At 66.0% G+C, this 13,849-nt stretch carries 13 protein-coding genes; all 13 read left to right on the top strand.

What is annotated here, in order from left to right:
• The first annotated feature begins 15 nt into the window (after positions 1–15).
• The 13 genes from ACVWW6_RS36230 (at position 16) to ACVWW6_RS36170 (ending at position 13,837) form a co-directional block, all read left to right on the top strand.
• Positions 16–789, top strand: a complete 774-nt coding sequence (locus ACVWW6_RS36230; RefSeq protein ID WP_456682431.1) for a ferredoxin--NADP reductase — start codon at positions 16–18, stop codon at positions 787–789.
• A gap of 102 nt (positions 790–891) precedes the next feature.
• Entirely contained in the window at positions 892–2,634 is a 1,743-nt protein-coding gene (locus ACVWW6_RS36225; RefSeq protein WP_161535701.1) for a fumarate reductase/succinate dehydrogenase flavoprotein subunit, read from the top strand.
• Positions 2,635–2,665: 31 nt separating this feature from the next.
• Positions 2,666–2,899 (top strand): 4Fe-4S dicluster domain-containing protein, encoded by a 234-nt coding sequence (locus ACVWW6_RS36220; RefSeq protein WP_011085981.1) that lies wholly within the window; start codon positions 2,666–2,668, stop codon positions 2,897–2,899.
• 2 nt (positions 2,900–2,901) lie between these two features.
• Entirely contained in the window at positions 2,902–3,879 is a 978-nt protein-coding gene (locus ACVWW6_RS36215) for a HEAT repeat domain-containing protein (protein ID WP_161535700.1), read from the top strand.
• Between the two features lie 132 nt (positions 3,880–4,011).
• Positions 4,012–5,184 (top strand): fumarylacetoacetate hydrolase family protein, encoded by a 1,173-nt coding sequence (locus ACVWW6_RS36210; protein ID WP_456682430.1) that lies wholly within the window; start codon positions 4,012–4,014, stop codon positions 5,182–5,184.
• A 406-nt stretch (positions 5,185–5,590) separates the two neighbouring features.
• Complete coding sequence (gene ytfQ / locus ACVWW6_RS36205; protein WP_011085984.1) at positions 5,591–6,556, top strand: galactofuranose ABC transporter, galactofuranose-binding protein YtfQ; 966 nt, start codon at positions 5,591–5,593, stop codon at positions 6,554–6,556.
• Positions 6,557–6,673: 117 nt separating this feature from the next.
• On the top strand, positions 6,674–8,218 hold the full coding sequence (locus tag ACVWW6_RS36200; RefSeq protein ID WP_038966054.1) for a sugar ABC transporter ATP-binding protein: 1,545 nt from the start codon (positions 6,674–6,676) through the stop codon (positions 8,216–8,218).
• Positions 8,215–9,207 (top strand): ABC transporter permease, encoded by a 993-nt coding sequence (locus ACVWW6_RS36195; RefSeq protein WP_011085986.1) that lies wholly within the window; start codon positions 8,215–8,217, stop codon positions 9,205–9,207. The genes ACVWW6_RS36200 and ACVWW6_RS36195 overlap by 4 nt, the downstream gene beginning before the upstream one ends.
• Positions 9,204–10,184, top strand: a complete 981-nt coding sequence (gene yjfF / locus ACVWW6_RS36190) for a galactofuranose ABC transporter, permease protein YjfF (RefSeq protein WP_011085987.1) — start codon at positions 9,204–9,206, stop codon at positions 10,182–10,184. The genes ACVWW6_RS36195 and yjfF overlap by 4 nt, the downstream gene beginning before the upstream one ends.
• Positions 10,181–10,951: a FadR/GntR family transcriptional regulator gene (locus ACVWW6_RS36185; protein ID WP_011085988.1), complete on the top strand. Its 771-nt coding sequence runs from the start codon at positions 10,181–10,183 to the stop codon at positions 10,949–10,951. Before yjfF ends, ACVWW6_RS36185 begins: the two co-directional genes overlap by 4 nt.
• Positions 10,952–10,953: 2 nt before the next feature.
• A complete protein-coding gene (locus tag ACVWW6_RS36180) occupies positions 10,954–11,880 on the top strand; it encodes a Gfo/Idh/MocA family protein (protein WP_011085989.1) in 927 nt (308 codons plus the stop codon).
• 2 nt (positions 11,881–11,882) lie between these two features.
• Entirely contained in the window at positions 11,883–12,959 is a 1,077-nt protein-coding gene (locus ACVWW6_RS36175) for an aldose epimerase family protein (protein ID WP_456682429.1), read from the top strand.
• Positions 12,959–13,837: an SMP-30/gluconolactonase/LRE family protein gene (locus ACVWW6_RS36170; RefSeq protein ID WP_456683221.1), complete on the top strand. Its 879-nt coding sequence runs from the start codon at positions 12,959–12,961 to the stop codon at positions 13,835–13,837. Before ACVWW6_RS36175 ends, ACVWW6_RS36170 begins: the two co-directional genes overlap by 1 nt.
• The last annotated feature ends 12 nt before the right edge of the window (positions 13,838–13,849 follow it).

Below are 13,849 nucleotides of genomic sequence, written 5' to 3'. Positions count from 1 at the left end.
GGCCAAGGAGAGACCATGAGCGCATTTCAGAGGGAAACGGTGTTGTCGGTCCGCCACTGGACCGAGTCCCTGTTCAGCTTCACCGCGACCCGCGATCCGGGCTTCCGCTTCCAGAACGGCCAGTTCGCCATGATCGGCCTGGAGGTCGAGGGCAAGCCGTTGATGCGGGCCTACAGCATGGCGAGCGCCAATCACGAGGAGGCGCTCGAGTTCTTCTCGATCAAGGTTCAGGACGGCCCGCTGACCTCGCGCCTCCAGAAGATCAGGGAAGGCGACATCATCCTGGTCGGCCGCAAGGCGACGGGCACGCTGATCACCGGCAACCTCATTCCGGGGAAACGCCTGCTGCTGCTCTCGACCGGCACGGGACTCGCGCCGTTCGCCAGCCTGATCAAGGATCCCGATGTCTACGAGAATTACGAGACCATCGTGCTCGCCCATGGCTGCCGCCACGTCTCCGAGCTCGCCTATGGCGAGCACCTCGTCGAAGGCCTGCGCGACCACGAATTCTTCGGTCCCCTGATCCGCGACAAGCTCGTCTACTACCCGACCGTGACCCGCGAGCCATTCAGGAACCGCGGCCGCATCACCGATCTGATCGCCTCGAACCAGCTGTTCGACGACATCGGGCTGCCGGGCCTCGATATCGAGACCGACCGCATCATGCTGTGCGGCAGCCCGGCGATGCTGGAGGAACTCCCTGCGATGTTTTCGGCGCGCGGCTTTGTCGAGGGCAATCACAGCCAGCCCGGCCATTTCGTGATCGAAAAGGCCTTTGTCGAGCGCTGAGGCGCAAATCGCGGCCCGGCGACAACTAATTGCTATCGCCGGAACGTCGCCTGAACAAATCTGATGCAAAGGCGCCGGCTATCGGCGAACCAGGAGCAAGCGATGGCACTAGATCAGATCGTCGACGGACTTTCGGAGGTTTCCTGCGATGTGCTGGTCATCGGCGGAGGCACGGCCGGCCCGATGGCGGCGCTCAAGGCGAAGCTGAAGAATCCGAAGGCCAATGTCGTTTTGCTCGAGAAGGCGAACGTCAAGCGCTCCGGCGCGATCTCCATGGGCATGGACGGGCTGAACAACGCGGTCATCCCCGGTTACGCGACGCCGGAGCAGTACACCAAGGAAATCACCATCGCCAATGACGGCATCGTCGACCAGAAGGCGGTCTATAAATACGCGCAGAACTGCTACAAGATCATAGAAGAGCTCGACAGTTTCGGCATCCGCTTCCTGAAGAACGAGAACGGCGACTACGCCGTCAAGAAGGTGCATCACATCGGCACCTATGTGCTGCCGATGCCGAACGGCGAGACCGTGAAGAAGGCGCTGTACCGTCAGCTCCGCCGTGCCCGCATCCTGATCTCCAACCGCTACATGGCGACGCGGCTGCTGAAATCGTCTGATGGCCGCATCGCCGGCGCGATCTCCGTCAACACGCGAACGGCCGAAATGCTGGTCATCAAGGCCAAGGCGGTGATCCTGTGCATGGGCGCCGCCGGCCGCCTCGGTCTGCCGACCTCCGGCTACATGTTCGGCACCTATGAGAACGCCGCCAATTCCGGCGACGGCTATTCCATGGCCTATCACGCCGGCGCGGCACTCGCGAACCTCGAATGCTATCAGATCAATCCGCTGATCAAGGACTATAACGGCCCGGCCTGCGCCTATGTCGCCGGTCCCTTCGGCGCCTTCACCGCCAACAACGAAGGCTCGCGTTTCATCGAATGCGACTACTGGTCCGGCCAGATGATGCTGGAGTTCTACAATGAGCTCTTGTCCGGCAAGGGGCCGGTGTTCCTCCAGCTCAAGCATCTTCACCCCGACACCATCTCGGAGATCGAATCCACGCTGCACAAGGTCGAGCGTCCGACGCGCGGCCTGTTCCAGCAGGGACGCGGCGTCGACTACCGCAGCGAATCGATCGAGATGCACATCTCCGAGATCGGCTTCTGCTCCGGCCACAGCGCCTCCGGCGTGTTCGTCGACGACAATGCCCGCACCACCGTGCCCGGCCTCTACGCCGCCGGCGACATGGCGAGCGTGCCGCACAACTACATGCTCGGCGCCTTCACCAACGGCTCGGTCGCCGGCATCGACGCGATGGAGTTCGCCGACAGCCACGACTTTGCGGAGTTCGACGCCGCCGATGTCGCGCTGGAGCGCGACCGCGTGATGGCGCCGACCAGGCGGGAGGACGGCATTCCGCCGAACCAGGTCGAGTACAAGACCCGCCGCCTCGTCAACGACTATCTCCAGCCGCCAAAGGTGACGCGCAAGTACGAGCTCGGCATGCGCCGCCTCGCCGAGACGCGGCAGGACATGCAGGAGCACATGATCGCGCGCAACGCCCACGAATTGCTCCGCGCCCTAGAGGTGCAGTCGATCATGGACTGCGCCGACATGGCGGTGCACGCCTCGCTGTATCGCGAGGAGAGCCGCTGGGGTCTCTATCACTGGCGCACCGATTTCCCGGAGAAGGACAACGAGAACTGGTTCTGCCACACGCTGCTCTCCAAGCAGGACGGCAAGATGACCAGCGAGAAACGTGCCGTGGAGCCGTACGTCGTGCCGATCGCCGACGACGAGAAGGACCTCTACGACAAGCAGCGCATCCGCGCCTCCGCCTGATCCACTGCACCAAAGCAACAGGAGACATCCAATGCCTCTCGCGTCCTATCAGACATCGGTTCCGGTGGTCGTCGACGACGCCAAATGCATCGCGGACAAGGGCTGCACCGTCTGCGTCGACGTCTGCCCGCTCGACGTGCTCCGCATCAGCGAGATGACCAACAAGGCCTACATGGCCTATGACGAGTGCTGGTACTGCATGCCCTGCGAAGCGGATTGCCCGACCGGCGCCGTCACCGTCAACATTCCCTATCTGCTGAGGTGATCATGTCGAGCCCCTTCGAATCCTATGACGACCTCGAAGACGCCGACGAGCGGCTTCAGGCCGCCGATCCCGCGGAGCGCCGCGTCGCCATCATCGCGCTCGGTCATTCCGGCGATCCCGCGGCCGTTGCGCATCTCGCCAACATGGTGGCCGACCCTGATGCCGGCGTGCGCCAGCAGGTCGCCATGGCGCTCGGCGAGTTCGACGGGCCGGAAGCCGCGAGCGCGTTGGTGAAATTGCTTGTCGACCCTGAAAGGATCGTGGCATCGGCTGCGGCCGACAGCATGGCCGAGTTCAAGGATCCGGCCTGTGCCGGAATCATCCTGCCGCTGGTCAAGCACGCCCACGCCTTCGTCCGCATGGGCGCGCTGCGCGCGCTGAAGGAATTGCGCTGCAAGGACACGCTGAAGCCGGCGCTGGAAGCGCTCCAGGACACGGACGCCGCCGTGCGCGTGCAGGCGATCGGCGTGATCGGCTTCCTCAAGCTGGAAGAATCCATCCCGGCGCTGACCGCGCTGATCAACGACCCTGATGCCCATGTGCGCCGCGCCGCCGTGAGTGCGCTGGCGTTCTCGCAGATGAAGCCGGCCGCCGAGACGATCACGCGCGCGCTGAAGGACAGCGATTGGATGGTGCGCGAGATGGCGGCCGAAACGCTGGGCCTCAACGTCAACGGCTCGCTCGCCGCAGACCAGCTCGTGGCTTCGCTTGGCGACGAATTCTGGCAGGTGCGGCTGAAGGCGATCCGCAGCCTCGGCAGGATGAAGATCGAGCGCGCGGTGCGCCCGATCGGCAATTGCATCAACCATGACCAGGCCAATTTGCGGAAAGAGGCGGCCGCCGCGCTCGGCGAGATCGCCCATCCCGACGGCGAGGCGTTTCTCGCCGTCATTGCCGACGATGCCGACCCTGATGTCCGCAAGAACGCGCGCTGGGCACTCCAGCAGATCGCGGCCCGCAAAGCGCGCGCAGGCGCATAGAGGCGCGGGCAGGGGCATAGCGGGTCTTCGCGGCCGGTCTGGACTTCCCCTGCCAGACGTTTATTGGTCTTCGCCAACGGGATCGGCGGCTGTAAACGCGGCCGATCCTTAGAAGCAGCGAGGACGCCGGCCATGACCACACTGACAGTCAAAGACCTTCTCCCCGAGGACGGCACGCGGGGAACACTCGTCGGCCGCGTCTGGCTGCCGCAGGTCAATGGTCCGGCCGTGGTCGCCGTGCGCGGCGACGGTGTCTTCGACGTCACCGCCAAATTTCCGACCGTCAGCGCGCTTTGCGAAGAGGACAATCCGGCCAAGGCGCTCGCCGCGACCAGGGGTGAGCGCATCGGCGATCTCGACGCCATCGTGGCCAATACGGCCCCCGATGGACGTGACCCCAAGAAGCCGTGGCTGCTCGCGCCGGTCGATCTCCAGACCCTGAAGGCGGCCGGCGTCACCTTCGCGATCTCGATGCTGGAGCGCGTCATCGAGGAGCGCGCCAAGGGCAATCCGGCCTCGGCCGAAGCGATCCGGAAAGAGGTGACGCGGCTGATCGGCGACGATCTGTCAAAGCTCAAGCCGGGCTCGGACCAGGCGATGCACCTGAAGCAGGTGCTGATCGATCAGAACGCCTGGAGCCAGTATCTCGAGGTCGGCATCGGTCCCGATGCCGAGGTCTTCACCAAGGCACCGACCCTGTCCTCGGTCGGCACCGGCATGGACGCCGGCCTGCATCCGAAGTCCACCTGGAACAACCCCGAGCCGGAGCTCGTGCTGTTCGTGTCGAGCCGCGGCAAGATCGTCGGCGGCTCGCTCGGCAACGACGTCAATCTGCGCGACTTCGAAGGACGCTCGGCGCTCTTGCTGTCGAAGGCCAAGGACAACAACGCCTCCTGCGCGATCGGCCCGCTGCTGCGCCTGTTCGACGAGACGTTCTCGCTCGACGATGCGCGCAAGCTCGACATCAGCCTGAACGTGAAGGGCACCGATGGCTTCGTCCTCGACGGCCATTCCTCGATCAGCAAGATCAGCCGCGATCCGACCGACCTCGTCGAGCAGACCATCGGCAAGGTCCATCAATACCCTGACGGCTTCGTGCTGTTCCTCGGCACCATGTTCGCGCCGGTCAAGGATCGCGATGCGCCGGGGCAGGGCTTCACTCACAAGCGCGACGATATCGTCACCATCGCCGCGCCCCAGCTCGGCAAGCTGGTCAACCGCATGCGCACCAGCGACGAGTGCGAGCCGTGGACCTTCGGCTTCAGTGCGCTGATGAAGAACCTCGCGCAGCGGAAGCTGATCTAGCTTCTTTTTCGCCTCTCCCTGCTTGCGGGGAGAGGCCGGAATTTGCGCGAAGCGCGAATTCCGGGTGAGGGGGAGTCTCCGCGAGTCGATTTGGTCGACCTATGCCGAGCTCCACACATCGTCATTGCGAGCGCCCTCACCCCAACCCGCTCCCCGCAAGCGGGGCGAGGGAGCGCCCCTTCATCTCCTCGTTGCATCGCTGGAACAAAATCGCGCTGGGTGTGTCATAGAGCCACCCAGTCCGCCAACGGGCGGTTTCCTCCAAATAGTCAGATAATATGACTAGTCGGAACCGATCTTCCGTGAAATAGTGCCTCCCGCCGCCCGCAAAGGACGGTCCGCAGGTGCTATGCTACCAATCGGCGCCTGAGATAAACACAAGATCGCTTCTTGGGAGACACGCCTGATGATCCTCAAAGCCCTCTTTGCAGCCAGCGCCACGGCCGCGTTGCTGCTCGCGCTGCCGGCGAATGCCGCCGAGCTCACCATCGGCTTCTCGCAGATCGGATCGGAATCCGGCTGGCGCGCGGCCGAGACCTCGGTCTCCAAGCAGGAGGCCGCCAAGCGCAAGGTCAATCTCAAGATCGCCGACGCCCAGCAGAAGCAGGAGAACCAGATCAAGGCGATCCGCTCCTTCATCGCGCAGAACGTCGATGCGATCTTCCTCGCGCCCGTCGTCTCGACCGGCTGGGACTCGGTGCTGAAGGAAGCCAAGGAGGCCAAGATCCCGGTCGTGCTGCTCGACCGCGACATCGATCCCTCCGGCAAGGAACTCTATCTCACCGCCGTCACGTCGGACAGCGTGCACGAAGGCGAGGTCGCCGGCGACTGGCTGGCCAAGACCGTCGGCGGCAAGGCCTGCAACATCGTCGAATTGCAGGGCACGGTCGGCGCCAGCGTCGCTGCCAACCGCAAGAAGGGTTTTGACACTGCCATCGCCAAGCACGCGAACCTGAAAGTGGTGCGCAGCCAGACCGGCGACTTCACCCGCGCCAAGGGCAAGGAAGTGATGGAGAGCTTCATCAAGGCCGAAGGCGGCGGCAAGTCGATCTGCGCGGTCTACGCGCACAACGACGACATGATGGTCGGCGCGATCCAGGCGATGAAGGAAGCCGGCCTCAAGCCCGGCAAGGAGATCCTCACCGTCTCGATCGACGCGGTTCCCGATATCTTCAAGGCCATGGCCGCCGGCGAAGCCAATGCCACGGTCGAGCTGACGCCGAACATGGCGGGCCCCGCACTCGATGCCATCGCGGCCTTCAAGGACAAGGGCACCGTTCCGCCCAAGTGGATCCAGACCGAGTCCAAGCTCTATACCGCGGCCGATGATCCGCAGAAGATCTACGACAGCAAGAAGGGCCTCGGTTACTGAGGCGGGCGCCGTGCCGGACCGCCCATTTGTGGTCCGGCACCCCCTTCGGCACCGCTGCGCGAACGAATAGGCTGGGTGTCCGCAGCATCAGCGGACGCCGGTGGGAGTGACGTCGTTATGGAGAACAGCCCCGATCCTGCTCCGCCCCTTCTGGAGGTGCGCGGGATCAGCAAGAGCTTCGGCGCTGTGCGTGCGTTGCAGGAGGTCGACTTCACGCTTCGCGCCGGCGAGATCCATGCGCTGCTCGGCGAGAACGGCGCCGGCAAGTCCACGCTGATCAAGGTCGTCACCGGCGTATTCCCGCGCGACGCCGGCATCGTCAGGCTCGGCGGCGAGGAGGTCGCGCCGCGCTCGGCCAAGGCCGCGCTTCAGGCCGGCATCGCTACGGTCTACCAGGAGGTCAATCTGCTGCCGAATCTCTCGGTGGCGCAGAACCTGTTTCTCGACCGCCAGCCGATGCGCTTCGGCATCGTGCGCGACGGCGAGATGCGCCGCCGCGCCAAAGCGCTGCTCGCGGAGTTCGGCCTCGACATCGACGTATCAGCGCCGCTCGGCAGCTATTCCGTCGCCGTGCAGCATGTCACCGCGATTGCGCGCGCCGTGGATCTGTCCGCGCGCGTGCTGATCCTGGACGAGCCGACCGCGAGTCTCGACCGTCACGAGGTCGAGATCCTCTTCGGCATCATGCGCCAACTGGCGAAACGCGGCATCGGCATCGTCTTCGTCAGTCATTTCCTCGACCAGGTCTACGAGATCTCCGACCGCATCACCGTCTTGCGCAACGGCCGCCTGGTCGGCGAACGCGAGACCGCCTCGCTGCCGCGGATCGAGCTGATCCGCATGATGCTCGGCCGCGAACTGGCCGAGACCACCGGCGCGCGGGCGGCGACACGCGAGCATCAGGCGCGCGAGATCTGCGCGAGCTTCGAGAATTACGGCAAATCCGGCTATGTCGCGCCGTTCAATCTCGAGCTGCGCCATGGCGAGGTCGTCGGCCTCGCCGGCCTGCTCGGCTCGGGTCGCACCGAGACGGCGCGGCTGGTGTTCGGCGCCGAGCGCGCCGATCGCGGGCAGGCGAAGGTTGAAGGCGCGCCCGTGCGGCTGCACTCGCCGCGCGACGGCGTGCGCCACGGCTTTGGCTATTGCCCGGAGGAACGCAAGACCGACGGCATCGTCGCCGAGCTCAGCGTGCGCGAGAACATCGTGCTGGCGCTCCAGGCCAAACGCGGGCTGCATCGGCCGCTGTCGCGCCGCGAGCAGGACGAGATCGCGCGCCGCTACGTCAGGATGCTGGACATCCGTCCGTCCGATCCGGAGCGCCCGGTGGGCCTGCTCTCCGGCGGCAATCAGCAAAAAGTGCTGCTGGCGCGCTGGCTCGCGACCTCGCCGCGGCTGCTGGTGCTGGACGAGCCGACCCGCGGCATCGACGTCGGCGCGCATGCCGAGATCATCCGCCTGATCCGCGACCTCTGCGACGACGGGCTCTCTCTGCTCGTGATCTCCTCGGAGCTGGACGAGATCGTGACCTATTCGGATCGGGTCGTGGTGCTGCGCGACCGCGCCCATATCGAGGAGCTCGCGGGCGAGGCGATCGACGTCGGCAACATTCTCGCGGCCATCGCGGCCGACGGCGCCGCCACAGCGCATGAGGGGCGGGCATGATAGCGCTGTTGCCGCGCCGCGGCCTTGCCCAGATCCTCGCACTGATCGTCATCCTCGCGGTCGACCGCGTGGTGTCGCCGCAATTCTTCGATTTGCGCCTTCAGGACGGCCGTCTGTTCGGCAGCCTGATCGACGTGCTCAACCGCGGCACGCCGGTGGCGCTGCTCTCGCTCGGCATGGTGCTGGTGATCGCGACGCGCGGCATCGACCTCTCGGTCGGCGCAATCATGGCGATCTCGGGCGCGATTGCGGCGAGCCTCGCCGACAGCCACGGGCTTCCGATCGTGCTGGCGGCCGCGCTTGGCGCCGGCCTCGTCTGCGGATTGTGGAACGGCTTTCTCGTCGCCGTGCTCGGCATGCAGCCGATCGTGGCAACGCTGATCCTGATGGTGGCGGGGCGGGGCATCGCCCAGCTCATCACCGAAGGGCGTATTGTGACGTTTTCCTCGCCCGACCTGGTCTGGCTCGGCAATGGTGCCATCCTCGGCCTGCCGGTTCCGGTCGCGATCGCCTTGGTCATGCTGATCCTCACCGGCGCGGTGGTGCGCGGCTCGGCGCTCGGGCTTCTGATCGAGGCGACCGGCGGTAATGCGCGGGCGAGCGAGCTTGCCGGCGTCGGCACCCGCGCGATGATTCTTTCGGTCTATGTCTGGTGCGGCGTCTGCGCCGCGCTGGCCGGCGTGATTGCGGCCGCCGACATCATGGGCGCGGATGCCAACAATGCCGGCCTCTGGCTCGAGCTCGACGCGATCCTGGCCGTGGTGATCGGCGGCACCTCGCTGTTCGGCGGCCGCTTCAGCCTCGTTCTGGCCGTACTCGGCGCGCTGATCATCCAGACCATGAACACCGGGATCCTGCTGTCCGGCTATCCGCCGGAGTTCAATCTGCTGGTCAAGGCGGTGGTCGTGCTCGCGGTTCTGCTGCTGCAATCGCCGAAATTCTCGGGGCTTGCCGGTATCGCGGCGCGGCTGCGGAGGGCGAAAGCATGAAAGGCCTGCCGCCCGTCCTGATCACGGCCATCGTGCTCGTCGCGGGCTTCGCGCTCTGCGCCATGCAATTCCCCAACATCGCCTCCACCCGCGTGGTCGGCAATCTCCTCACCGACAACGCCTTTCTCGGCATCGTCGCGACCGGCATGACCTTCGTCATCATCTCCGGCGGCATCGATCTGTCGGTCGGCTCGGTGATCGGCTTCACCACCGTCTTCGTCGCGCTCGCGATCGAGCGCTGGGGCGTGCCGCCGCTGGTCGCCTTCGTCGCCATCCTCGCGCTCTCGGCGGCGTTCGGTGCGGCGATGGGCGCGGTCATCCATGTCTTCGATCTGCCGCCTTTCATCGTGACGCTGGCGGGGATGTTCCTGGCCCGCGGCGCGAGCTTCCTGCTCTCGACGGAGTCGGTCCCGATCACCGCGCCGGTCTATTCCACCGTGTCGGACTTCGCCCTGCGGATGCCCGGCGGCGGGCGGCTGACCGCGATTGCGATCATCATGCTCGTGATCGTGATCGGGGGCGCCTTGCTGCTGCATCTCACGAGGTTCGGCGCCAATGTCTATGCGCTCGGCGGCAGCCGGACCACTGCAAGCCTGATGGGCGTTGCGGTCGGCAAGATGACGGTGAAGATCTACATGCTGTCGAGCCTGCTCGCAGGCATCGCCGGCATCGTCTTCTCCTTCTACACCAGCGCCGGCTACTCGCTGTCCGCCGTCGGCGTCGAGCTCGACACCATCGCCGCCGTCGTGATCGGCGGCACGCTGCTCACGGGCGGGCAGGGCTCGGTGATCGGCACCTTCCTCGGCGTGCTGATCCAGGGCCTGATCCAGACCTACATCAATTTCGACGGGACGCTGTCGAGCTGGTGGACCAAGATCGCGACCGGCGTGCTACTGTTCGCCTTCATCGCCTTGCAGCAGGGGCTGGTCGCGCTCGCGCGCCGGCCCGTGGCCAAGAGCGCAGGAGCTGCCACATGACCTCGCGCATCGTCGTCATCCCGACGCGCCGGGCCCACTCCAACCACGCGGAGGTGGCCCGCTCGATCGGCGTCGACATCATCGCCGGCCGTTACGCGGAGGGGACACGCCTGCCTGGCGATGCCGAGATGATCGCGATGTTCGGCGTGTCGCGGCCGGTGCTGCGGGAGAGCGTGAAGACGCTGGTGGCCAAGGGCCTGCTCACCACCAAGGCCCGGGTCGGCACCGTCGTGCGCGAGCGTGCGGCCTGGAACATGTTCGATGCCGACGTGCTGGCCTGGCATCTCGACGCCGGCATCGACAAGCGCTTCCTCAACGACCTCGCCGAGATCCGTCTGGCGGTCGAGCCGCGCGCGGCCGAGCTCGCAGCGAAGCAGCGGTCCGAGGAGGACGTCGCCGAGCTCCGGCGCAGCATGGAGCGCATGCGGCGTGAAGCCTCCGACTCGGTGGGCTTTGCCGATGCCGACCTCGCGCTTCACGTTGCCGTGGCGCGGGCCTCCGGCAATCTGTTCATGCGCTCGATCGGGCATGTCATCGAAGCCGCCTTGCGCGCCTCGTTCCTGCTCAGCGCCCCGGTCGAGCCGGAGGACCGCGACGCCGTGCTGCTCTGGCATCAGAAGATCGTCGACGCGATCGCGGCCGGCGATGCCGAGGCGGCATCGGAGGCCATGGTCTTTGTCATTCACAACGGCATGAGCCGCCACGAGGACACGGTGATCGAGACCGCCCCGGCCGAGGTGCTGCCGTCAGCCGATACTGGAGAATAAGCGTGACCGACCTTCGCATTGCCATCGTCGGATTCGGCAAGATCGCGCGCGACCAGCATGTCGGTGCGATCGCGGCGGTACCGGGCGCGACGCTCGCGGCTGTTGCCAGTCGCAATGCTTCGCTGCCGGAGCTGCCGCATTTTGCCACCATCGAAGAGCTGCTGGAGAAGGGCCCGGCGATCGACGCGGTCTCGCTCTGCACGCCGCCGCAGGTGCGGCGCGCCCAGGCCGCCACGGCGCTCGCCGCCGGCAAGCACGTCATGCTGGAGAAGCCGCCCGGCACCGGCGTTGCCGAGCTCGATCCGCTGGTCGCGATGGCGGCCGATGCCAGGCGCACGCTGTTCGCGACCTGGCATTCGCGCTATGCGCCGGCGGTCGAGCCGGCCCGCGAATGGCTGGCGACACGCCGGATCAAGTCCGTGCACATCAACTGGAAGGAAGACGTCCGCGTCTGGCATCCCGGCCAAGCCTGGATCTGGGAGCCGGGCGGGCTCGGCGTGTTCGATCCCGGCATAAATGCGCTGTCGATCCTGACCCGCATCCTGCCCAAGCCGGTGTTCGTCACCGCGGCCGAGCTTGCCTTTCCGGCCAACTGCCAGGCCCCGATTGCCGCGAACCTGACGCTGACCGATATCGGCGGCCTGCCGGTCACCGCCGAATTCGACTTCCGCCAGACCGGGCCGCAGAGCTGGGATATCCTCGTGGAAACCGATCAGGGCCGGATGAATTTGTCCGGCGGCGGGCGTCGGATGGCTGTCGACGGCAAGGCCATTGCCGAGGCGCCCGATCAGGAATATCGCGAGCTGTACCGGCGCTTTGTCGAACTCGCGGCGACCGGCGCAAGCGATGTCGATCTGGCGCCGTTGCGTCTCGTTGCCGACTCTTTCCTGCTCGGCAGGCGCACGATCGTCGAACCGTTTGTGGACTGAACATGGCTGGCTCAAAAATAACAAAAGACGTCTTCGGAACGCTGCCGGACGGCCGCAATGTCGAGCGCATCGTGCTGCGCGGCGAGGGCGGCTTTGAAGCCCGTATCATCACCCATGGCGCGGTGATCCAGGCGCTGATCGCGCCGGACGCCAAGGGCGGCTACGACGATGTCGTGCTCGGCCACGACGCCTTCGCCGGCTATCTCGCCGAACGAAAATTCCTGGGTGCCACCGTCGGCCGCTACGCCAACCGTATCGCCAGGGGACAGTTCTCGCTCGACGGCGAGACGGTGCAGCTTCCCGTCAACAATGGCCCGAATGCGCTGCATGGCGGCCTCGACGGGTTCGACCGCAAGCTCTGGGCGATCGCCGGGATCGAAGAGGGCGCCGAGCCCGCGGTGACGCTCACCTATACGAGCCCGCACGGCGAGGAGAATTATCCGGGCCGGCTCGATGTGCGCCTGACCTATCGCGTCACCGGCCCCGCCGAGCTGTCGCTGATGATGGAGGCGCGGACGGACCGGCCGACCATCGTCAATTTGACCAACCACAGCTTCTTCAATCTCGAAGGCGCGACATCAGGCACGTCCATTCTCGACCACAGACTGACGGTCGCAGCCGAGCATTTCCTCGCGATCGATCCCACCGCCATTCCGTTGCCGGAGCCGCCGCGCGCGGTGACCGGCACGCCGTTCGACTTCCGCAACCCGCATGCCGTGGGCGAGCGCATCCGCGAAAACGATCGGCAATTGCAGAACGGCAGGGGTTACGACCACACCTACTGCCTCGGCCGTGACGGCAAGCTTGCGCTCGCGGCGCGGCTGGAGGCGCCGCGCTCGGGGCGCGTCATGGAGCTGCTCACCAATCAGCCCGGCTTGCAGGTCTATTCCGGCAACTATCTCGACGGCACGATCTCGGGCAAGGGCGGCAAGCTGATCCGGCAATCGGACGCCATGTGCCTGGAGCCGCACATCTGGCCTGATGCACCGAACCGGCCGGACTTTCCGAGCCCGCGCCTCGATCCGGGCCAAGTCTACCGGCATCACACCGTCTATCGCTTTGCAGTGAGGGCGCCATGATGGAAGAAGTGCCGACCTCCGTACTCTCCGCCGAGCAATGTCATCTCGGCGAAGGGCCGACCTATGACATGACCACCGATACCGCCTGGTGGTTCGATATCCGCGAAGGACGCCTGTTCGAGGCGCATCTCGGCAGCGGCAGCATCCGCCTCCACGCGCTCGGCCGGATGGCGAGCGCGCTCGGACGCATCGATGCCGATCGGCAGTTGATCGTCGCGGAAGACGGCCTCTATATCCGCAGTCTCGCCGACGGCGCGATGACGCTGTTCTGCCCGCTCGACGCCGACAATCCCACGACGCGCTCCAATGATTGCCGCGTGCACCAGTCCGGCACGTTCTGGATCGGCACCATGGGCAAGAAGGCCGAGCCGAGGGCAGGGGCGATCTACGCGCTCCATCGCGGCAAGATCTCGACGCTGTTTCCCGGCATCAGCATTCCCAACTCGATCTGCTTCTCGCCGGATGGCGCGACCGGCTACTTCACCGACACCCCGCGCGCGGTGCTCTACGCCGTCCCGCTCAATCCTGCGACCGGATTGCCGCGCGGCGAGCCGGAGGTGCTGCTCCGCCACACCGGCATCGGCGGCCTCGACGGCTCGGTGTGCGATGCCGACGGGCAGATCTGGAATGCGTGCTGGGGCGCGAGCCGGATCGACGTCTACTCTCCGCAGGGCGAGCGCCTGCGCTCGCTGAGTGTGCCGGCCAAGCAGGCGAGCTGCCCGGCCTTCGTCGGCCCTGACCTGTCGCGTCTCCTCGTCACCTCGGCCTGGCAGGATATGGACGCGGCGGCACGCGCTGCCGATCCGCAAGCCGGCTGCACGTTTTTATTGGAGGCATCCGCGCGCGGTCGCGCGGAGCCCGACGTCAAGCTCGCATAGGAGGCCCGGAGC

The sequence above is a fragment of the Bradyrhizobium sp. USDA 3311 genome, from assembly GCF_054062495.1.
This window is presented reverse-complemented; position numbering and strand designations above follow the sequence as displayed.

What these genes read in the sequence shown, in the direction of transcription:
- ACVWW6_RS36230 (WP_456682431.1), top strand. Translation starts at nt 16, where the DNA reads ATGAGCGCATTTCAGAGGGAAACGGTGTTGTCGGTCCGCCACTGGACC.
- ACVWW6_RS36225 (WP_161535701.1), top strand. Translation starts at nt 892, where the DNA reads ATGGCACTAGATCAGATCGTCGACGGACTTTCGGAGGTTTCCTGCGAT.
- ACVWW6_RS36220 (WP_011085981.1), top strand. Translation starts at nt 2,666, where the DNA reads ATGCCTCTCGCGTCCTATCAGACATCGGTTCCGGTGGTCGTCGACGAC.
- ACVWW6_RS36215 (WP_161535700.1), top strand. Translation starts at nt 2,902, where the DNA reads ATGTCGAGCCCCTTCGAATCCTATGACGACCTCGAAGACGCCGACGAG.
- ACVWW6_RS36210 (WP_456682430.1), top strand. Translation starts at nt 4,012, where the DNA reads ATGACCACACTGACAGTCAAAGACCTTCTCCCCGAGGACGGCACGCGG.
- ytfQ (WP_011085984.1), top strand. Translation starts at nt 5,591, where the DNA reads ATGATCCTCAAAGCCCTCTTTGCAGCCAGCGCCACGGCCGCGTTGCTG.
- ACVWW6_RS36200 (WP_038966054.1), top strand. Translation starts at nt 6,674, where the DNA reads ATGGAGAACAGCCCCGATCCTGCTCCGCCCCTTCTGGAGGTGCGCGGG.
- ACVWW6_RS36195 (WP_011085986.1), top strand. Translation starts at nt 8,215, where the DNA reads ATGATAGCGCTGTTGCCGCGCCGCGGCCTTGCCCAGATCCTCGCACTG.
- yjfF (WP_011085987.1), top strand. Translation starts at nt 9,204, where the DNA reads ATGAAAGGCCTGCCGCCCGTCCTGATCACGGCCATCGTGCTCGTCGCG.
- ACVWW6_RS36185 (WP_011085988.1), top strand. Translation starts at nt 10,181, where the DNA reads ATGACCTCGCGCATCGTCGTCATCCCGACGCGCCGGGCCCACTCCAAC.
- ACVWW6_RS36175 (WP_456682429.1), top strand. Translation starts at nt 11,883, where the DNA reads ATGGCTGGCTCAAAAATAACAAAAGACGTCTTCGGAACGCTGCCGGAC.
- ACVWW6_RS36170 (WP_456683221.1), top strand. Translation starts at nt 12,959, where the DNA reads ATGGAAGAAGTGCCGACCTCCGTACTCTCCGCCGAGCAATGTCATCTC.